At 65.8% G+C, this 20,142-nt stretch carries 13 protein-coding genes and 1 tRNA gene; 6 read left to right on the top strand and 8 right to left on the bottom strand.

Annotation, left to right across the window (positions count from 1 at the left end; translation table 11 throughout):
- Positions 1-65: 65 nt before the first annotated feature.
- A complete protein-coding gene (locus tag AB8717_RS06275) occupies positions 66-536 on the top strand; it encodes a response regulator (protein ID WP_443750179.1) in 471 nt (156 codons plus the stop codon).
- A gap of 4 nt (positions 537-540) precedes the next feature.
- Here the strand turns inward: AB8717_RS06275 and alkB are convergent, their stop codons facing one another.
- Positions 541-1,173, bottom strand: coding sequence for a DNA oxidative demethylase AlkB (gene alkB / locus AB8717_RS06270; protein ID WP_443750178.1), 633 nt, complete (start codon positions 1,171-1,173; stop codon positions 541-543).
- Positions 1,174-1,175: 2 nt separating this feature from the next.
- A complete protein-coding gene (gene ada, locus AB8717_RS06265; RefSeq protein ID WP_443750177.1) occupies positions 1,176-2,210 on the bottom strand; it encodes a bifunctional DNA-binding transcriptional regulator/O6-methylguanine-DNA methyltransferase Ada in 1,035 nt (344 codons plus the stop codon).
- 281 nt (positions 2,211-2,491) lie between these two features.
- Between ada and AB8717_RS06260 the strand changes: the two genes are divergently transcribed.
- Positions 2,492-4,711 carry a BamA/TamA family outer membrane protein gene (locus AB8717_RS06260; RefSeq protein WP_443750176.1) on the top strand — a complete coding sequence of 740 codons (2,220 nt, stop codon included), beginning with the start codon at positions 2,492-2,494 and terminating at the stop codon, positions 4,709-4,711.
- A gap of 1 nt (position 4,712) precedes the next feature.
- On the top strand, positions 4,713-8,993 hold the full coding sequence (locus AB8717_RS06255; RefSeq protein ID WP_443750175.1) for a translocation/assembly module TamB domain-containing protein: 4,281 nt from the start codon (positions 4,713-4,715) through the stop codon (positions 8,991-8,993).
- Between the two features lie 53 nt (positions 8,994-9,046).
- On the opposite strand, the gene AB8717_RS06250 is transcribed toward AB8717_RS06255, so the two are convergent.
- Positions 9,047-11,347 carry a TonB-dependent receptor gene (locus AB8717_RS06250; protein WP_443750174.1) on the bottom strand — a complete coding sequence of 767 codons (2,301 nt, stop codon included), beginning with the start codon at positions 11,345-11,347 and terminating at the stop codon, positions 9,047-9,049.
- A 246-nt stretch (positions 11,348-11,593) separates the two neighbouring features.
- Here AB8717_RS06250 and AB8717_RS06245 point away from each other — a divergent pair, with 246 nt between their 5' ends.
- Positions 11,594-12,226, top strand: coding sequence for a winged helix-turn-helix domain-containing protein (locus AB8717_RS06245; RefSeq protein ID WP_443750173.1), 633 nt, complete (start codon positions 11,594-11,596; stop codon positions 12,224-12,226).
- Here AB8717_RS06245 and AB8717_RS06240 read toward each other — a convergent pair.
- From AB8717_RS06240 to AB8717_RS06220, 5 genes are all read right to left on the bottom strand, one after another.
- Positions 12,223-13,380, bottom strand: a complete 1,158-nt coding sequence (locus tag AB8717_RS06240; protein ID WP_443750172.1) for a thiolase domain-containing protein — start codon at positions 13,378-13,380, stop codon at positions 12,223-12,225. The genes AB8717_RS06245 and AB8717_RS06240 overlap by 4 nt on opposite strands.
- A gap of 71 nt (positions 13,381-13,451) precedes the next feature.
- Positions 13,452-14,759, bottom strand: coding sequence for a DUF3443 family protein (locus AB8717_RS06235; protein ID WP_443750171.1), 1,308 nt, complete (start codon positions 14,757-14,759; stop codon positions 13,452-13,454).
- Complete coding sequence (locus AB8717_RS06230; protein ID WP_443750170.1) at positions 14,756-15,247, bottom strand: DUF2844 domain-containing protein; 492 nt, start codon at positions 15,245-15,247, stop codon at positions 14,756-14,758. Before AB8717_RS06230 ends, AB8717_RS06235 begins: the two co-directional genes overlap by 4 nt.
- Positions 15,248-15,424: 177 nt before the next feature.
- Positions 15,425-17,560 carry an exonuclease domain-containing protein gene (locus tag AB8717_RS06225; RefSeq protein WP_443750169.1) on the bottom strand — a complete coding sequence of 712 codons (2,136 nt, stop codon included), beginning with the start codon at positions 17,558-17,560 and terminating at the stop codon, positions 15,425-15,427.
- A 75-nt stretch (positions 17,561-17,635) separates the two neighbouring features.
- Positions 17,636-18,205 (bottom strand): hypothetical protein, encoded by a 570-nt coding sequence (locus AB8717_RS06220; protein ID WP_443750168.1) that lies wholly within the window; start codon positions 18,203-18,205, stop codon positions 17,636-17,638.
- A 226-nt stretch (positions 18,206-18,431) separates the two neighbouring features.
- Here AB8717_RS06220 and AB8717_RS06215 point away from each other — a divergent pair.
- Together AB8717_RS06215 and AB8717_RS06210 are read left to right on the top strand one after the other, a co-directional pair.
- Positions 18,432-18,516, top strand: a tRNA-Leu gene (locus AB8717_RS06215).
- A 165-nt stretch (positions 18,517-18,681) separates the two neighbouring features.
- Entirely contained in the window at positions 18,682-20,043 is a 1,362-nt protein-coding gene (locus tag AB8717_RS06210) for a hypothetical protein (protein ID WP_443750167.1), read from the top strand.
- Positions 20,044-20,142 lie beyond the last annotated feature (99 nt).

Raw genomic sequence — 20,142 nt, 5'->3', positions numbered from 1 at the left:
GGATTGAGAAAATCGGGGACAACAGGGCAACGATAAACGTCAGGTATGGTCAGGTTCGATCCGTTATGACGAAGCTGAATGAGCGGTCTCGCAGCGCCCAGGTTCTGTTGGTCGAGGACAATCACGGTGACGCCGTATTGACCCGCCGTGCCTTCCGGCGCTCGAAACTGGCCAGTGACATCACGGTGGCCGAGACCGGCGAGAAGGGATTAAGCATCCTGCGCCGCGAGGGCGATTATGCCGAAGCCCCGCGCCCCGACATCATCCTGCTCGACCTCAACCTGCCGCACATGCACGGCCAGGAATTCCTCAGCGTCATCAAGGCCGACCCGGACCTGCGCCGCATTCCGGTTATCGTCCTGTCGAGCTCCAGCGCCGATTCGGATGTATCGGGCTGCTACGACCGCCATGCCAACGGCTACATCACCAAGCCGGTCATGACCGACACCTATGACGACATCGTCACCAAGATCGAACAGTACTGGTTCGGCCTGATGCAAATGCCGCCCGACGAGATTCCGGGACGGCTGAACTAGACGGTCAAAGCGCCTTTCGCAGCGTCAAATTGATGCGCTGCCGGCCCAACATCGGATGCACGCCGTCCTTCAACGGCGCGATGCCGTGATAGTAAAGCCTTGCGGGCCCGCCCCACACCACGACATCGCCATGCTCGAGCACCAGCCCGATCCGGGGATCGGATCGTCTGCCGCCGCCGAACAGAAAGGTCGCCGGCAATCCATACGACACCGACACGATCGGCTGTTTACGGTCTTGTTCATCGCGGTCCTGATGCAGTCCCATTCGCGCCCCGGGTTCGTAGCGATTGATCAGGCAGGCGTCGGGGGCGAACCCCGGAAAGCCCGCCGTCTCCGCCGCCGCCCTGGCCAGGCCGGCTATGACCTCCGGCATGGCGGGCCAGGGCTTGCCGCTCAGCGGATCGCTCTCCGAATAACGATAGCCGGACGCATCGGTCACCCACCCTGCCCGGCCGCAATTGCTCATGGCGACCGACATGGTGCCGCCGCCCGGAACCTGCATGGTGCGGAAGGGCGCCTCGCCGGTCACGGCCTCGGCCGCGGCCAGCACTGCCCCAGCGGCATCCCGCGCGAAGCCACGCAGGACGTGCACGCCCTTTGGCAGGTCCGGACCGCCGAACAGGTCGGGTTGCGCCACGCTCAGACGCCCTCGCGCGCCAGCAGGTCGCGCTTGCGCTCGACGCCCCAGCGATAGCCGCTGAGCGAGCCGTCCGTACGGATGACGCGGTGGCAGGGGATCAGCACCGCCAGCGTATTGGCCGCGCAGGCGCCGGCGACAGCACGCACCGCCTTCGGGTCGCCGATCTTTTCCGCCAGTTCGGCGTAGGTCACGGTGTCGCCCGCCGGAATCTGGCGCAGGGCGCTCCAGACGCGCTGCTGGAAGGCCGTACCGCGGATATCGAGCGGCAGGTCCTTGCCGGTGCCAGGCTTTTCGACGGCGCCGACGACCTTGGCCACCCGTTTTTCGAAGGCCGCATCGCCGCCGATCAGGCGCGCGTTCGGGAAACGGTCCTGGAGTTCGCGCACCAGACTGCCCGCGTCGTCACCCAGGGTCACCGCGACGATGCCGAGATCGCTTTCGGCCACCAGGATGGGCCCGAGGCTGCTTTCCCCAACGGCAAACCGGATTTCGGTATCGGCGCCGCCCGCCTTGAAGCGTTTCGGTGTCATGCCCAGCATGGCGTTGGTTTCGGCGTAGAAGCGCCCGTTCGAGCCGAAGCCGGCGTCGTACAGCGCCTCGGTCACCGTGCCGCCCTTGCCCAGTTCCTCACGCACGCGCTTGCGGCGGTGCGCCTTGGCATAGGCCTTGGGCGTCAGGCCGGTGGCCGCCTTGAACACGCGGTGAAAGTGGAACGGGCTCAGCTCCGCCTCCGCCGCCAGCACGTCGAGCGAAGGCTCGTCCTCGGCCGTTTCGATCGCGCGGCAGGCAGCCGCGATCATGTCCGCGCGGCCGTCGCCTTCGGGCTTGCAGCGGCGGCAGGCGCGAAACCCAGCCTTCACCGCTGCCTCGCCGCCGGCAAAGAAGCGGACGTTTTCCGGCCGCGGCGTCCGCGCCGAACAGGAGGGCCGGCAATAGACCCCCGTCGTCGTCACGGCGTAGACGAAAAGGCCGTCGGCGTCGCGATCGCGTCGCACGAGGGCGTCCCAGCGGGCATCGGTATCGGAAGTCATCATCGCGGTCATTTTAACACCTCGGGGTCCATACGATGAAAACAATTTGTCCGACACCGGCCCGTTTCGCGCTTCGCTTCTTGCGGTTGAATTCGGATATATGGGAAGGCCTGCGGTGCCCGGCCGCAATCACGTCATTTTTTCCTTGTCCGCCGCAGAAAAACCGCGGACTCGAACGTTGTCTTCCGTATGGATTTTTTGCAGTGTGTTAACATCCCTGACCTAAACCGTGCATGGCGTACAAGGCTGTGGCACCTGTGAGAGGGCGAACCCACATTTCGAAGATGACGGCCCGTCAAGATCTGTCTTCCGGACCGGCTCGGCTGGCCCGTTGCCTGGCCGCGCCCGTCGCGATCGCGGCGATCGGCGCCCTGTCGCCCGCCCTGGCCCGGACGCAGGCCGCGCCCGCCGCTGCCCAGGCCTCGTCGTCCTCTTCGGCGCCCGCGCCGGCGGCGGTCGTGCAGACCCTGCCAAAGCCGCAGCCGCAGGAAGAAGCCCCGCCCGACCGGTCGGCCGATCCCAACAAGCCGATCATCTCCGACAAGGATTTCGACGACTCCCTGCCCGCGCTGACAGATACGGAGACGGCGCCCTCTACGCCCCCAACATCGGCCACCGCGCAGGAAACCGCGCAGACGCCGCAAGCCCCGATGGCCCCCGTCGTCACGCCCGACGATACCGAGCTCAACGCCGCCCTGCCCGCGCTTGAAGGCTATGACGTGCAGGCGGTGCAGAATAGCGGACCGGCGCCCGCCGTCCCGCCGCAGATCGAATATCACACCTCGGTCGACGGCCTGGCGGAAATCGGCCAGTACGACCGTTTCCGCACGCTGTCGGCCCTGCACGCCGCCAAGGGCAAGGCCGCCAACGTCGCCATGATCCGCGCCCGGGCCAATGAAGACCAGGCTTTGGCGCTCAGGCTGATGAAGTCGGCCGGCTATTTCGACGGCACGGTGTCGGCGACCATCGCCACGCCGCCCCAGGACGATAAACAGATTGGCAAGCCGGTCGAGGTCACCATCACCGCCGTCCCGGGCAAGCCCTATAAATTCGGCCTGATCGCGGTCGACGCCCAGCCGACAATTCCGCCCGACCTGATCCGCTCCAGCCTGCCGCTCCACCCCGGCGACATCATCGTCGCCGACCAGGTCCTGGCGGCCGAGGCCAATGTCAGCCTTGTGCTGCCCGAGCATGGCTATCCGTTCGCTAAGGTCGGCAGCCGCGACATCGCGCTCGACGCCAAGACCTTCGTCGGCGACTATTCGCTCAAGGTCGATACCGGCAACCGTTCGACCTTCGGCGGCTTCACCACCGACGGCAAGCTGGCCTTCGACGCCCGGCACGTCGCCGTGCTCAAGCGCTTCAGGAGCGGCGACCTCTACGACAGCCGCAAGGTCGACGACCTGCGCCAGGAACTGATCTCGACCGGCCTGTTCCGCACGGTCAGCGTCGAGCCCGTCCGCACGGGGAAAATCGACGCCGACGGCAACGAGACGGTCGACCTGGCCGTCCACCAGCAGGCCGGCCCGTCCCGCACGCTGTCGGCCGAAGGCGGCTATTCGACCGGCGAAGGCCTGACGATTTCCGGCACCTGGACCAGCCGCAACCTGTTCCCGCCGGAAGGCGCGCTGATCGTGTCGAGCGCGCTCGGCACCCAGGAACAGAGCCTCGGCGTCACCTTCCGCCGCTCCAATGACGGCCAACGCGACCGCACCCTGTCGTTCGGCGCGTCCGGCGCCCATACCGTCTACAAGTCCTACGAGGCCTTCACCTCGGGCTTTACCGGCTCGGTGGCGCGCGTCTCGACGCCGATCTGGCAGAAGGTGTGGACGTGGTCGTACGGCGCGGAGCTGCTGAATTCGCGCGAACGGGCGACCGTGCCCGGCACCACGCTTTCGCAGTTCGAAACCTATTACCTGGCCAATATCCCGCTGCAACTCGGCTACGACCGGTCGGACGACCTGCTCAATCCGTCGAAGGGCTATCGCCTGGGCGCCCAGGGCGGCCCGCAGTTCTCGTTGTCGGGCGCGGGCGCGTCTTCGCTGCGCGCGGTCTTCGACGCCAGCTATTATTATCCCTTCAATCCCAAGACGGTCATCGCCGCGCGCGTGCGGCTGGGCTCGCTGCTCGGCGGCAGCGTCGCCACCATCGCCCCGTCGCGCAGGCTTTACGCCGGCGGCGGCGGCTCGGTGCGCGGCTTCGCCTACCAGGCGCTGGGGCCGCTCGACGCCACGGGCCGGCCGACCGGCGGCACCTCGCTGGTCGAAGCCTCGGTCGAAGCGCGCTACCGCATGGGCGACCTCGGCATCGTGCCCTTCATCGACATGGGTCAGGTCTATGCGTCCGACCTGCCGAACCTGTCCGACCTGCGCGTCGGGGTGGGCGTCGGCGCCCGCCTCTACACCAATTTCGGCCCGATCCGCGTCGACGTCGCCACGCCTTTGATCCGCAAGGCCAACGACCCGCTGGTCGCGCTTTACGTCGGCATAGGACAGGCCTTCTGACATGAGCGACCTGCCGGAACCCGAAACCAGACCCGAGACGCAGACGCCGCTGCCCGAACGCATCCGCGACGTGGCCAGGACGGTCTATGTCCGCACGCGCCTGAACCGCGTCGACTGGTCCCGGCTCAACTGGAGGAAGGTCGCGCTCTATACGGCCGGCACGGGCGCCAGCCTGGTCGCCCTGGCCGTCGCCGCGGGCCTGGGCATCAATACCGGCCCGGGCCGCCAGCTGCTGGTCGACGTCCTCAACGGCATCAAGCTGGACAGCGGCCTTAAGGTGCGAATCGGCGCCATAGACGGTTCGATCTACGGCGACATGACCCTGCGCGACGTGACGGTCAGCGACGCCTACGGACTGGTCGCCACCTCGCCGAAGATCCACGTCGACTGGCGGCCGATGGCGTATTTCAACAAGCACGTCGATATCCGCGACCTGTCCACGCCGCGCATCGACATATTGCGCCAGCCGAACCTCAAGCCGTCGGCCCAGCCGACACAACAGGGCTCGCTGCTGCCCGACCTTCGCATCGACCTCAACCGCCTCCAGGCCGACGCCATCGTCTTCCATCCGGGCGTCGCCGGCGCCGATACGCGCACCCTCACCCTGTCGGGCACGGCCCATCTGGTGCAGAAGCGCGTCGTCGCCACGCTCAACGGCCTGAGCGACAAGGGCGACGAACTGAGCCTGCGCCTCGACGCCCTGCCCGACGCCAACCGCCTCAACCTCGCTGCCCATCTCAGCGCGCCGGACAACGGCGTGGTCGCAGAGCTGAGCGGGCTCAAACGCCGGATCCGCGTCACGCTCGACGGTGACGGCACCTGGACCCACTGGCAGGGCGGCCTCAAGGCCTCGCTCGACGACGACAGCCTGGCCGACCTGAAGATCAGCGCCGACAACGGCCGCTTCCGCGTCGCCGGCCCGACGCGCCCCGACCTGATCCTCGACGGGGAGTCCGCGGCGCTTCTGGCGCCCGATGTCCGGATCGATCTCGACGCCACCTTGCAGAAGCGCCGGCTCGACACCAACCTGGCCCTCGACTCGCAGGTGGCCAGCATCCGCGCCAAGGGTCTGCTCGACCTGGCCTATAACCGCTTCGGCCATCTCGAGGTCCATGTCCGCCTGCTTGAGCCGCAGCGCGTCGACAAGAGCTTCTCGGGCAAGGACCTGCGCGCCGACCTGCGCTTCGACGGCGCCTTCGCCACGCCGCGCATCGACTACGACATCCAGGCGACACGCTTCGGCCTGGGCGATATCGTGCTGTCGGGCCTCGACGCGCAAGGCAAGAGCCATGTCGAGCGCGACGGCCGCATCATCGTGCCGGTCAATGCACGTCTCGACGGCTTCAAGGGCCTGGGCGACACGGTCGACCCGCTGCTCCAGGCCCTGCGCCTCGACGGCGATCTGGTTCTCGAACACGACGTGCTGTCGAGCGACAACCTCCACGTCAAGAGCAGCCGCGCCGAGGCCCGCGCCTCGTTGAACGGCAACCTGGCCAGCGGTGCCCTGACCAGCGACCTCAAGGCCTGGCTCAAGGGCTATCGCATCGACAAGCTGGGCACGGTCGACCTCGATACGACCGCGCGGCTGGCCCGCACCAGGACCGGCACCCTCAGCCTGGCCGGGCAGTTCACGGCGCAATCGACGCAGTGGGAAAACGAAGGGCTGAAGACTTTCCTCGGCGGCAATGCGCGTCTAAGCGGCGGTTATGGCCTGGCGCCCAACGGCCGCGTCTTCCTCCAGCACGTCAGCGGCGGCGCGCCCGACTTCAAGCTGCTGGCGGCCGACGGCGCCTTCGGCCCGAAGGACGCGATACTGGCCAATCTGCGCGCCGAATCGAAGGCCTACGGCCCGATCGAAGCCGTGGTCACCGGCACGCTCAATGCCCCCGTCGCCCAGATCAAGGCCGCCCACCCGGGTCTCGGCATGGAGGTCGCGGACGTCGTCGCGACCCTGTCCACCACGCCCGAAGGCTATGTCGTCAAGGCCAGCGGCGGGTCGGGCTACGGTCCCTTCGACGCTGACACGGTGATCATGGCGAAGGACGGGCCGCTGACCGTCGATGTCAAGAGCGGCCATTTCGCCGGCGTGGCCATGGCCGGGCGCATCCAGCAGACGCAAGCCGGGCCGTTCTCGGGCCAGTTGTCGCTCAACGGTTCAGGCCTGACCGGCACGGCCGCCCTGATGGCCGACGGCCACGACCAGGCCGCCAGCATCAACGCCGTCGGCACCGACGTCGCCCTGCCCGGCGACATGAAGATCGCCATCGGCCGCACCATCATCAGCGCCCGCGCCGTCCTGCGCAAGGAAATCGCGGTCGACGGCGACGTGCAGTTCGCCGACGTCACCAATGGCGGTTTCACCCTGTCGACCGGCCGCGCCAAGGTCGCCCTGCGCGGCGAAAACGGCACCGTCCAGGCCGTCGCCCACGGCCAGAAGGGCATCCCCTTCGACCTGGCGGTCAACGGCCAGATCGCGCCCAACCTCTATACGGTCGCGGTCAAGGGCAAGGTCCAGGGCGCCGAATTCCACCTGGCGCACCCGGCCCGCATCCATCAGCTGGGCCAGTCGTTCACGCTCGAGCCGGCGACCGTCGTCTCGGACAACGGCAAGCTCGACATCGCCGGCACCTATGGCGGCGGCTATCGCGTGCAGGCGCGCCTCGACAATTTCGACCTGACCCTGGTCAATGTCTTCGCACCCGACGCCGGGATTTCCGGCCGGGCCGACGGGGCCGTCGATTTCACCCAGTCCGGCGGCCAGTATCCGACGGCGCACGCCAACCTGAAGATCACCAATTTCACGCGCTCCAGCGCCGCCGTGGTGTCCACGCCCGTCGATCTGGTGATCGACGGCGCCCTCGATCCCAGCCTGTCGCCGCAGAAGAACTATGCCCGCGCCGTGGTGCGTGAAGGCGCCGCCGTCGTCGGCCGTATGCAGATCGCGCTGTCGCCCGCCGGCGGCGGCGACTGGATGCGCGACATCCAGACGGCCGGGGTTTCGGGCGGCATCCGCTATAACGGCCCGGCCGCCGTGCTGTTCTCGCTGTCGGGCCAGGGCGGCCAGCAGCTGAACGGCCCGATCGCCGTGGCCGCCGATGTCTCGGGCCGCCTCGACGCGCCGCAGCTGAGCGGCCTGGTCAAGGCCAGGTCGCTGGTCTACGACAATGACAGCTTCGGCACGCGCGTCAGCAACCTAATGCTCGACGGCCACTTCAACAACGACAAGCTGGAGCTGACCAGCTTCTCCGGCACCGCCGGCAGCGGCACGGTCAAGGGCTCGGGGTGGCTCAGCCTGTCGGCCGCCGACAAATTCCCGCTGCAGCTTCACGTCGATCTGCGCGACGCGCACCTGGCGCGCTCCGATCAGGTCGATTCCACCGTGTCGGGTACGCTCGATCTCACCAATTCCAAGGCCGACGGCGCCTGGATCAAGGGCGACCTGCGCCTGCCGACCCTGCGCTATACCGTCATTCGCCAGGGCGCCGCCGAGGTCAACCAGCTCGACGGCGTACGCCACAAGGGCTATCGCCCGGTGACGACGGATGTCGCCGATGACGGCCCGGCGCCCAGGCTGTGGAACCTCGATATCCGCGCCCGCGCCGACAACCAGGTCTTCATCTCGGGCATGGGCCTCGATTCCGAATGGCGCATGAACCTGCACATGGTCGGCACGACGCTGGACCCGCGCGTCGAAGGCGAGATGGAATCGGTGCGCGGCTATTACGACTTCGCCGGGCGTGAATTCGACATCGACACCGGCACCATCCGCTTCAACGGCGGCGCCCTGACCGACCCGGAAATCAATCTGAGCGCGTCGGGCACCGTCAAGGACGTCACCGGCATCATCACGGTCAGTGGTTCGGCCCAGCGCCCGGACATCAGCTTCTCATCGACCCCGTCCCTGCCCCAGGACGAGGTGCTGTCGCGCATGCTGTTCGGCGAAAGCGTCACCAACCTGTCGGCGACCGAAGCGCTGCAACTGGCCTCGGCGGTCAACGGCCTGCGCGGCGGACACGACTACCTCAATCCGCTGGGGGCGCTGCGTTCGGCAACCGGCATCGACCGCCTGCGCGTCGTGGGCGCGGACACGACCACCGGCCGGGGCACCTCGCTTGCCGCCGGCAAGTACCTGACCAACAATGTTTATGTCGAGATCGTCACCGACACCAAGGGCTTCGCGGCTACCCAGGTCGAGGTCGCCCTGTCGCGCGCGCTCAGCGTGCTGTCGCAGGTCGGCAATACCGGCACCGCCGTCAGCGTCAAATATTCCAAGGACTATTAAACAAAAGGGCCCGCCTTTCGGCGAGCCCTTTCCGTTTCTGGATATAGCCGGGTTTAGAACTTGGCGATCAGGGTCAGCTGAACGTTGCGGCCCGACTGGAAGTAGTACTGGTCGAAGGCGGCAGCGCCCTTGAACGGCTTGATCTGCGTGACGGCGCGGTGATCGGCCAGGTTGCTGACCTGGAACTTCAGGCGGTAGCGGTCGCTGAAGTCGTAGTTCACGGCGGCGTCGGTCGAGTCGTAGGCCTTGACCAGGTAGTCCGTCGGATCGGTCTTCATGTACTGCTCGCCGACACGCTTGTAGGTCAGGGCGACCTTCAGCGGGCCGTGGCCGTACAGCGCGCCGGCGCCGAAGGTGTTCTTCGGGGCCTTGGTCAGCGAATAGCCGGCCTGGTCCTTGGTGTTGTTGACCGAGCCGTTGACGAAGGCGGTCAGGCCGAAGTCGAAGGCGTACGAGACCTGGCCTTCCATGCCGTCATACTTGGCCTTGCCCGAGTTGAAGTAGAAGCCCGTATCGACCGGATCCTCGGTGATCAGGTTGTTGACCTCGATCTTGTAGACGTCGAAGTCGGCGGCGATGTGGGCCGATTGCCAGACGGTACCGACCTGGTAGTTGGTGGTCGTCTGCGGCTCGACCGTGTTCTTGGTCGGGTCGGCGCTGTACAGGGTCGACAGCGACGGCAGCAGGCCGCCGGTGGCGTACTGGCCGTAGACCGACCAGTTCTTCGTCAGGCGGTAGTTGGCCGTCAGGAACTGGAAGGTCTTCGAGAAGGTGTTCGAAGCGTTCTGCGGCTGACGCGACTTGTCGCCCTTGATCACCGGACCGGCGACCGTGCGCTTCATGTCGACATGCTTCAGGCCCGGCGTGATCGTCAGGTTGTCGGTGACGTGCCATTCGAAGTCGGCCGACATCTGGGTCTGCCACCACTTCGACGTTTCCTGGTACTGCGTCGCGTTCCACTGCGGGTCGGTCGTGGCCACGCAGGTGTACTTGCCCGAGCCCGCGTCGAAGGTGTAGCTGGAGCACAGCGGCTTTTCGCGGTTGTCCGGCGTATTGACGCCCAGGGTGGCGTCATAGTCGTAGCGGTGACGGTTGGTCGACGACTTTTCCAGCCACAGGCCGAGGTGCAGGGTGCCGAAGCCGAAGTCGCGGCTGGCGCGCGAGATGTCGCCCAGGACGTGGTATTCGTTCAGCTTGTTGTAGCCGATGACGTCGTTCGGGTTGGACGGGGTCTTGGCCTTGGCGAAGACCGAGTTGGTGACGTAGGCGCCGTAGGCGTTGGTGTCGCCGATCAGGTCGGCGTGAGTCACGTCGGTCGAGGTGAAGGTGTTGTTCTTGTAGAAGTAGCCGTAGGCCGTGCTTTCTGTCTTGAAGCCCAGCAGGTCGCCTTCCGCCTTCAGGTACTCGAAGTTGGTGTCCTTGATGATGTAGTTGTAGCCGTAATAGGTCGACTTCGTCGGGTCGTTCGACAGGTTGAAGTCCTTGCCGTTCGCCGCCACCTGCGTCAGGGTCGCGCCGGCATTGTCGTTATTGTGCGAGTAGTTGTAGTTCTTCGTCGCGAACGCCGTCAGGCTCCAGGTTTCGCCCAGCGGCAGGGTGAACTTCATGGTCAGGTTGTTGGCGTGCAGCGGCGAATAGGTCTGCTCGCCCTTGGCGCCGTTGACCTGGACGTTGACGAAGCCCTTCAGGCCGCCCAGTTCCTCGACCTTGCCGGTCTGGACGACCGCGACGCTTTGATAGGCGCCGAAGCTGCCGATCGATTCGCGCAGGGTGACGTTCTGGTCGTCGGTGATCTTGTTCGAGAACAGCTGGACCTGGCCGCCGTAGTTCGACTGGCCGAAGTCGCCGGCGACGCCCGGACCGCGGTCGACGATCGTCGCGCCGACGGTCGAGGCCGGGAAGAACGAGTTCGAGTGGTGCGTGGGATCGTTGGTGTCACCGAAGGCGATGCCGTCGTACGAGATGTTGTACTGGCCGTCCTGGAAGCCGCGCAGGGTCAGTTTGGCTTCACCCCAGCCCGCGCCGTTGGCGGCGCCGGCGCTGGCGGCCGACGGCGACAAGGCGGCGATCGAGGTGAAATCGGCGGTTTCCGACACGGCCTGGTCGATGAAGGGGCGCGAGACGATCGACTGCGGCTGCGACTGCTCCAGCGACGCCTTGGACGGCGCGTTGGCGGCGGCCTTCGAGCGCTCCGCGCGGACGATCACTTCCTTGACCGAAGCATCCGAAACGTCGGTGTTGTCGGCGGACGGCGTGGCGTCCTGCGCCATGGCGGCGCCGGCCAGCAGCGAGACGAGAAGCGTGGAGGTCGCGAGCACGCCGTACTGGGCAGCGCGGCGGATTTTGGAAGACATGATATTCAGCCCCATCACATGGAAAGAATTGTGCGCCGCGGGAAACGCGGCATGGGGCGGGCTGATGGCAGCCGTCTGTGACGTTTACGCTGAGATTTCATGACGCTTTGGCGACATTACCTTTTCCGGACCAATGCGCCCCGGACATGTGCCATTTCTGCCATCGTCTCTTTCAGTTTCGCTTCAGGTTCGATTGTTAACCGGTCGCCGCGGCGGAAATGACGGCGGTCCATGCGAATCCTGCTGATGAGCAATGACGTACAGCCCGGTCCCGGACTCGAGGCCGGATTGGTGCAGGCCGGCTACCAGCCGGAGCGGCCGCGCCCGGGCGAAACCGTGCCGGCGGCCCTTGCACGGCAGGATTACGCCGCCCTGATCCTCGACCTCGATATTTCCGATGAGACGGCCGTGCTGAAAACGGTGCGGCAGGAGCACGACCTGCCGGTCATCCTGCTGACCGTGCACAATTCGCTGGAACACCGTGTCCAGAGCCTCGATCTGGGGGCCGACGACTATCTGGTCAAGCCGTTTCGCATGCCCGAACTGCTGGCGCGGCTGCGCGCCGTCGTCCGCCGCAAGGAGGGCCATGCCCGCTCGGTGATCGTCCACGGCGATATCGAACTCGACATGGGCGCGCGCAGCGTCCGCCAGGCCGGACAGTGGATACGGCTGACGCCGCGCGAATACCAGGTCCTGGCGCTGTTAATGGCGCGCATAGGCCGCATCGTCAGCAAGGACGAGATAGAGGCCGAGGTCTACAGCGCCGGCGGCGAGATCGAAAGCAATGCCGTGGAGGCGGTGGTCTATGCCATCCGCAAGAAGCTGGGCCGCGATCTTATCGGCATGGTCCGCGGCGTCGGCTACGTCATCGCTAGTTAGATAACACGTTCAAGGATCGAGACGTAGGACGCTACCGCGCCGCCGCCCATATTGAACGTCATGCCCAGTTGCGGATCGGGCAGCTGCATGTCGCCCGCCTCACCCGTCAGCTGGCGCGCGGCGATGACGTGCATCGACACCCCTGTCGCGCCCACCGGATGGCCCTTGGCCTTCAGCCCGCCCGACATATTGACCGGCAGCCGGCCGTTGCGCCCCGTGCCGCCGTCGATGACCAGTTCGCGCCCCCGGCCCGGCCCGGCCAGGCCCATGGCCTCGACCGACAGCAGTTCGGCGATGGTGAAACAGTCATGGACCTCGGCGAAGGCAATGTCCGACACGGTGACCCCGGCTTGCGCATAGGCGGCGTCGAACGCCCGGCGCGGCCCTTCGAACGCCGTCAGGTCCTTGGCCGACAGCGGCAGCAAATCGTTGACCTGCCGGGCGGCGCGGAAGCCGACGGCGCGGCGGAAGGCCTTCGCCATGTCGGCGCGCACCAGCACGACGGCCGCCGCGCCGTCCGACACCAGCGAGCAGTCGGTCTTTTTCAGCGGCGCGGCGATGACCGGGTTCTTTTCGGATTCATGCAGGCAGAAGTCGAGTTCCAGGGCCTTTCGCAGTTGGGCCAGCGGGTTGTGCACGGCCGCCGCATGGTTCTTGGCGGCGATGTGCGCCATGGCTTCGGTCGGATCGCCCCACTTTTCGGCATAGGCCCGGGCGAACTCGGCGAAGATCATCGGGAACGACTTGCCCGCCTCCTCCTTCTGGTACGAGGCGCATCCCAGCGCCTGCGTCACGGCGGCATTGTCGACGGCAGTCATCTTTTCGGCGCCGACCACCAGGGCTGTCCGGACGCGGCCGGATGCGATCGCGTCCATGGCGGCGTAGAGCGCTGCCGAGCCCGAGGCGCAGGCGTTTTCCACCCGCGTCGCCGGCTTCCAGCGCAGGCCCTCGTCCGCGCCCAGGATCATCGAGGATGCAAAGCCATCGGGCGTCATGCCGGCGTTGAAATTACCCAGCCAGACCGCGTCGATATCCTGGCCCGACAGCCCGGCGTCTGCCAGCGCCTCACGCGCGGCCGTGACGACCAGGTCTTCGAGCGATCCTTCCAGCTTGCCGAAGGGCGTATGCCCCCAACCGACGATGGCGGCCGTCATGAGCGAGCTCCTTATGTGTCTTCCCCGGTTTTCCAAGCAGGACCACGAACTCGTTTCATTTGCAACTCAAATCAGAACGCGATGAACGGTCCCGTATAGCTGCCGGCGGCCCGCCCGGAGATGCCGGTATAGACGCTCTTGCCGAAGAAGAAGGGCAGGCCGAAATCGAAGCTATTGCTATAGGGATTGAGGCCGCCGAAGCTCGACGGATCGCCGCCCAGCCCCGGAAGCGCGTTCTGCCCGCCATTGCCCAGGTTCTGGGCGCTGTAAAGCGGCAGGCTGACGGACTGGCTGACGGTGTTGTTGCCGGTCAGGACGGCCGAAATCGTCAGGGGCGTCGCCGGGCAATAGAAGCCCTTGAGCGTGCCGGTGCACTGGGTGATGGCGCTGTCGCTGAAAGCCAGGAAGTTGGTGCCGCTGTCGACGAAGCTGTTGGTCAGGGTCTTGCCATTGTAGTCGGCCGTCAGGGTGCCGGTCGAACTGGTGGTCAGAACCGTGGCCGATCCCAGCCCGTTGTTCGTCTGGGTGCCGATGCCGAAAATCAGCTGCCCGGTCATGTTGCGCACGCCGGCCGTGCCCGCGCTGGGCAGGACGATGATGGTGCCGTTATTGTCGACCGTCATCATGGCGACCGGGTTCGGCACCTGCTCGCTGATCGACAGGGTGGCCGTCGTACAGGCCGTAGGCGTGCAGTTGTAATAGAGATACGGCGTCGAGGCGCAGTAGCTGCCGCAGTCATAGACGGTCGTACCGATGCCGAGGATGCCGTTGGCGCCGAAATCGGCCACGGTCTGATGCCCGCTGCCGCCGCTTGACGAACAGCCGGTGGGCACGGTGGCGAAATTGCCGTCGTCGCCGATGACCATCATCGGCATGTTCGACACGCTCTCGCCGCCGACCGTCATGTCGGCGCGGCGAATCGAACCGAAGACGTAGCCGTCGACATATTGGTAGCATTCGCCGACCTTGGCCGAGCCGCTGGTGGTCTGCGGCAGGGCGGCGCGCATGGCCGAGCTCAGCACTTCCTTTTCGATGCGCAGGCCGACGCTGCCCGTATCGACGATAACGTGGTCGATCGTCTGGCAGGTCGTGGTGCCGGGCGCGCAGACCGTCACGGTCACGAAGGGAATATTGACATTGCCGCCGCCGGCCGCCGGGCCGTCGTCAATGAGGATCGAAGCCACATTGGTCAGCGACGCCGACGAGGAGGACGAAGACGACGACGACGAGGATGAAGAGGAGGAAGACGACGACGAACTGGAAGAGCTCGACGAAACCGAACCGCCGCCGCTGCTATAGCCGCCTCCGCCTCCCCCGCCGCCTCCGCAGGCGGCAACGGTGACCATGATCAGGGCGAGCGCGAGATATTTCAGTTTCATTGGCCCAGCACCTCTGTCGCGGGCTGGCCGACCAGGCGGCTGGCGTCGAAGCCGGCCGGCACCTGGGCGGGAAGGATGGCATAGCCCCAGAAGGCGCCGGGATGGCCGCCGCTGCGCACCACGAAGTCGCTGTCATTGGCGGTGAAGGCCGCGCGGGCGTGCAGGCGCGCCGTCTTGGCGCTGGCCGATTGCAGGCGCGAATAGTAGCCGCCGAAGAGCTGGCGCAGGTTCGGGCGCATCGGCCCGTTCCAGCTGACGGCGAAGACGACGCCGGCGGAACTGGTGAACTGGCGCGTCACCGTGCCGTCGCCCAGGGTCATTTCAGTCTGCGTTACGCCGCCCGAGGCCGGGGCCGAATGGCTGATACGGGCATGCAGATGCACGCGATCGTTATCGACCGTGGCGGCGTTGCCGCCGAGTTCGGCGTGGGCCTGCGAGGCCAGGCTTATCAGCGCGACGCCTATGGCGGCGGTCAGGGAAAAACGCAAGACACCTACTCCCAGGCACTTATCAGGCGGAGATATCCTGATAAATCAATATGGTGACAAGGCCGTTAACAACCCGGCTTTTTCAGGAGGCGATCGGTAACGGCGAGCATTCGCCATCCGGGCGATATGCGTAATCCGCGTAAAAGGCATTTTCGGGGCAGCCGGACAGGGGCGAGCTCACGCCGCCTTGAGCCTTCGCTCATTGATCAGCAGCAGCAGTTCCGCCGCCGCACGGGCGTCGTCGAGCGCGCGATGGTGGTTCTCCAGCCGGATGCCGTAGACCTGGCACAACCGCCCCAGGCTGTAGGATTCATGCCCGGGATAGTATTTGCGCATCGAAGACACGGTGCACAGCTTGGGCAGGCGGAAACGCATGTCCAGCCGGCGAAATTCGGCGCCTATGAAACCGTGGTCGAAATTGACATTGTGGGCGACGAATACGGCGCCCTGCAGAAACGCCGCAAAGCTTTCCGCCACATCGGCGAAGAGCGGCGCATCGGCGACCATGGCGTTGCTGATGCCGGTCAGGTCGGTGATGAAGCCAGGAATATGGCGTTGCGGGTTGATCAGCGAATGCCATTCGTCGACGACCTGGCCGCCGCGGATCTTGACCGCGCCGATTTCGGTGACGCGGTCGTTGGGCGGCCGCCCGCCGGTCGTTTCGACATCGACCACGACATAGGTCTGGTCGGGATCGATGCGGTATTTGACGCGCGCGATATCGGCGGCGAAACCCAGCCCTTTCAGCAGGTTCAGCCGCGCCAGCTGATGGCGGCGCACGGCGTCGCCCTCGGCCTTGATCTCGACAAACCGGATCTGCCCGTCGCGCGTCAGCATCAGGTCGGGGAAACCGTCGCGCAGGGCATAGAAATCCTCGCTCATGCGCTTCAGCACCGCCGCGACGGCTTCGGGCGGCGCCGACATCAGCAATTGCGCCATGACCGGCCCCAGGCTGTCCGACCACCACACGATGCCGTTGTCGTCGCCGGCATGGTTCATTACCGTATCGCGCACGATGTCGAGCCCCTGCCCGCCGCGGACGCGCGCCAGTTTCGCCTCGATCTGCGCGGTGAACAGGCGGTGGAAGCTGCGGTCCTTCAGGCATTGCGGCACCAGGTCGAAACCGCTCGACATGCCGCCGGTCTCGAACAGCTCGTCCCAGAAGACCAGGCCGAACAGCGACGGCCACAGACCGTTTTCCGTATGGTGCGCGCTCCAGCCGTCGGCGGCGAAATGGCGGATGGCCGCCTCCTCCGCAAAGCCGCGATACAGCTCGTCGACCTCGATGATTTCGCTGGTGCGCAGCAGGTCGGTAAAGACACTGGTCCGCACCTTGTCGAACTTACGGCGATAGAAGTCGTCGGCGAAGATGAATTCCTCGTCGTCGGCCGGGCTGTCGAGCATGGCCTCGAGCATCGCCCTGACGCGATCGGTCTCGCCGCGCCCGTGCAGCAGCCGCACCACGCGTTCGCGGCTGTCGAAGGCCGTGGCGCGCTCATAAACCGCGATGGCGCGCTCGACATCCCTGCGCTTTTCGAAGCCCTGGCCGAGCAGAAACAGCATGGTGTTGCGCAAGGCCTCGATGAAGTCCGCCTGGATTTCCGGCAGTGCGTCCAGCTGGTCGAACAGGGCGTCGATATCGGCCTCACCCGACTTCAGCGCCCGCACGATCGCCGTGTAGACATAGCCGCCGCGCGCCTCGCCCAGGCTATGGAAACGTGCGCGATAGCTGTCCTGTTCACGCACCGACACGACGCCGAGATCGCGCAGGGTGAAACTCAGCAGGTTTTCATTCAGCCGGCCGAAATAGAGATAGAGCAGGAATCCCAAAGTATCGCGCTGCCCCGGCGCGACGAAGCCCGACAGGTCGAAATCGCTGGCGAAATCGGCGAACGGCAGATGGGACAACAGGTGTTCGACCAGCCGCCCCTTGGCCCAGCCGGTCTTGATCTCAAGGCCATGACGCCGCGCGACCTCAACGACATCGGGCTTGGTCATGGCGTCGAGCACGGCACGGTAGTCGGCCGCGTTCAAACGCCTGGCGAAACCGCTGTCGAGAAGGTCGTCGAGCCCGCCCGCCACGTCGCCGATTTCGCCGTAGTCGAGATCGTCGAAGGTGAAGACCTGGCGCTTGCGGTTGCTCATGCGCACGAACAGGCACTGCGCGGCCTCGGACAGTTCCAGGAAGCCTTCGACGAAGTCGTGCTCGGCCTCACCCAGCATCTCGCCGTAGACCGACGTGACGAAGCCGACCATCTCCAGGAAATGATCGCGGTAATAGGTCGGCGGCAGGACGGGGAAGGTGCGGCTCATGCCCCACGTTCTATATTCGTTCCGCGCCCGAATGGCAAGGTCAAACGGTTCCGAGGAGCCTTTCGCCCGGTCGCTTTACTTGCTGGCCGCCGCCGGGGCGGAAACCGTCCTGGTCTCGGCCGGCTTGACCTCGGCCACCGGCACGGTCTTCGGCTTTTCGGCGGGCTTGCCGTCGGACACCGCCGCCGGCGTCGCGGCCGGCTTCTGATTGGGGACGCCGAATACGGCCTTCAGGCGGTTCTGGTCGATATAGTCGGCGAGGTCACCCAGCGAGACCTGCACGGCCGGATCGGCCATCAGGCCGTCCATGGCGGTGCCGCCCAGGACATTGAAGGCCGACGACAGGGCGGTCTGGCCGTCGTCGAGCACGGCCTTGCGCGTTTCCAGCGTGCAGTCGGCGGTCAGGAGCCGCGTGAACAGGGCGCCGCCCTTGCGGTTGATCTCGATACGCTGCTCGGGGCTGATATTGGACAGTTGCGCCACGCCGGGGTGGCGCGCCATGGTCGAGAAGATCCACTGCATCAGAACGACACGATCTTCATCGGACACGGCGCGGACGAGGCAGGTGGACAAGGCGTCGGTCGCCGGGCCGGCAAGCGCCGCGCTGGCGGGAAAGGCGCTGAAAAGCGCGAGTGCTACAGCCAAAATCCGCGATGAAATACGCAATACCCTGCCCTCTTCTTTATGCCGACCGGCTTACGGTGCTGCGGCGGCCCAAGTCAACTGCATAAGCCGTGCCAGAGCCTGCTCCGAAGGTGTGGATAAGGCTTACAAAAAACGCAAGGAAGCGATATTTGCGTGTTGACCCGCACAATCTTTGCCCATATACGTCCGCCTCCGATCCACGGATCGGGCCGCAGACCTTAAGATTGCCCAGGTGGCGGAATTGGTAGACGCGCTGGTTTCAGGTACCAGTGATGCAAGTCGTGGAGGTTCGAGTCCTCTCCTGGGCACCATCTGCTAGTCTTAGTGACTGCCGCGGCGCTTTCAAATCCTGACATCCCAAAATTTCAAAAAGTCCAAGGGTCCGTGCGGTAGCCGCGCGCAGCTTGACTCGATCGCCCCCTCCTGTACCTTCAAATCCCATAATATAAAAGTACAGGGCGGTCTTAATAAGCATTATGGGGGGCAATCCACACAAGGAGAAGCCACGGCGCCTGCCGTGGCTGGCCGCATCCGCCGTCGCTATATGCGCGGCCTGGGGCGGCCTGGCTGCGCCGGCCATGGCGACGCCCGCCCCGGCGGCCGACACCGTGCGCACCGACCCGTCGTTCCCGCCCGAGCTCAATGCGCGTATCGAAGCGCGCGACTACAAGGGCGCCCTGACGCTTCTGGGCACCCTGCCCGACCTGTTGCAGACCGAAAAAGGCTTCCTGCTGCGCATTCATCTGCTTGAGATGACGTATCAGGACGACAAGGCCGCGATCCTGCTGGAACACCGCCTGTCGAAAGACCCGAACGACGGCCTGGCGCGCTTTGAAATCGCCGAGCTGCATTTCCGGCACCGGCGCGAAAAGCAGGCGACGCTCGACTACCGCCTGGCCCTGGCCGGCGGGCTCGACGGCGACCGCGCCGGCGCTGCCTACAAACGCCTGGAAGGCATCATCCAGCGCAAGTCGTGGCACGTCTGGGCCGCCGGTTCCCTCACCGGCAACAACGGCAGCACCAACGATACGACCGACATCACGCGCCTGGCCATCTTCGGCCTGCCGTTCAGCGAAACCGCTCCCGGCAGCGGCAAGACCGGCCCGGCCTTCAGCGGCTATGTCGGCGCCGGCCGGCTGACCCTGCTCAGGCCCGGCGTCGGCATCCGCACCAATATCCTGGTGACAGGCACGCACGATCCAGGCCACCTCTACGACAGCCACAGCATCTCGGTGCAGACGGGCCCGGAATGGCAGGTCGGGCGTTTTTCGCACGTTTCGGTCACGGGCCGCGCCATTGCCCAGTGGCTGGGCAACGACCTTGCCCAGACCGGCGGCGGGTTCGCGCTGCACGGCGACACCTATGGCCACGACCAGCTGTGGGCGGCCGACATCAGCGAAGACCGGCTGAATGTGCGCTATAAAAATATCGGCGTCGGCTGGAACACCCGGGCGGAAGTCAAGCGGATCCGCTATCTCGACGCCTCGACCCTGTGGATTTTCGACGCGGTGGCGCAGCGCCGCGGCGCGACCTTCGAGACTCTGACCTTCCAGGAACAGCAGATCAAGGCGGGGCGGCTGTTCCAGGGGCCGTTCTCGACCTTTGTGTACCTCGAAGCCGCCGGCCGCGCCCGGCAATACGACCGCAACCCCCTGTTTTCCGGCCTTCACCGCAGCGACACCTACGGCCAGCTGACGGCGCGGTTTTCAAAGCGCGACGTGCTGATCTTCGGCGCCGTGCCCTATGTCTCGGTCCAGGCGTCGCGCAACCAGTCGGATATCACCGCCTACAGCAATAGCCGCACGCGGGTGGATTTTGGGCTGACGAGCGATTTTTAGCGTCGTTTCATCCCACATTCCAAGACAAAATGACACCGGTTGACATGCTTGTGGCATAAGGCTTAGCCTTCCCGCAAAATCATACGGGCGCGGACCACC

The sequence above is a fragment of the Asticcacaulis solisilvae genome, from assembly GCF_052327315.1.
Lineage (GTDB): Bacteria > Pseudomonadota > Alphaproteobacteria > Caulobacterales > Caulobacteraceae > Asticcacaulis > Asticcacaulis solisilvae_B.
This window is presented reverse-complemented; position numbering and strand designations above follow the sequence as displayed.

What these genes read in the sequence shown, in the direction of transcription:
- AB8717_RS06235 (WP_443750171.1), bottom strand. Translation starts at nt 14,759, where the DNA reads ATGAAACTGAAATATCTCGCGCTCGCCCTGATCATGGTCACCGTTGCC.
- AB8717_RS06245 (WP_443750173.1), top strand. Translation starts at nt 11,594, where the DNA reads ATGAGCAATGACGTACAGCCCGGTCCCGGACTCGAGGCCGGATTGGTG.
- AB8717_RS06260 (WP_443750176.1), top strand. Translation starts at nt 2,492, where the DNA reads ATGACGGCCCGTCAAGATCTGTCTTCCGGACCGGCTCGGCTGGCCCGT.
- AB8717_RS06210 (WP_443750167.1), top strand. Translation starts at nt 18,682, where the DNA reads ATGGGGGGCAATCCACACAAGGAGAAGCCACGGCGCCTGCCGTGGCTG.
- ada (WP_443750177.1), bottom strand. Translation starts at nt 2,210, where the DNA reads ATGATGACTTCCGATACCGATGCCCGCTGGGACGCCCTCGTGCGACGC.
- AB8717_RS06255 (WP_443750175.1), top strand. Translation starts at nt 4,713, where the DNA reads ATGAGCGACCTGCCGGAACCCGAAACCAGACCCGAGACGCAGACGCCG.
- AB8717_RS06275 (WP_443750179.1), top strand. Translation starts at nt 66, where the DNA reads ATGACGAAGCTGAATGAGCGGTCTCGCAGCGCCCAGGTTCTGTTGGTC.
- AB8717_RS06250 (WP_443750174.1), bottom strand. Translation starts at nt 11,347, where the DNA reads ATGTCTTCCAAAATCCGCCGCGCTGCCCAGTACGGCGTGCTCGCGACC.
- AB8717_RS06225 (WP_443750169.1), bottom strand. Translation starts at nt 17,560, where the DNA reads ATGAGCCGCACCTTCCCCGTCCTGCCGCCGACCTATTACCGCGATCAT.
- AB8717_RS06240 (WP_443750172.1), bottom strand. Translation starts at nt 13,380, where the DNA reads ATGACGGCCGCCATCGTCGGTTGGGGGCATACGCCCTTCGGCAAGCTG.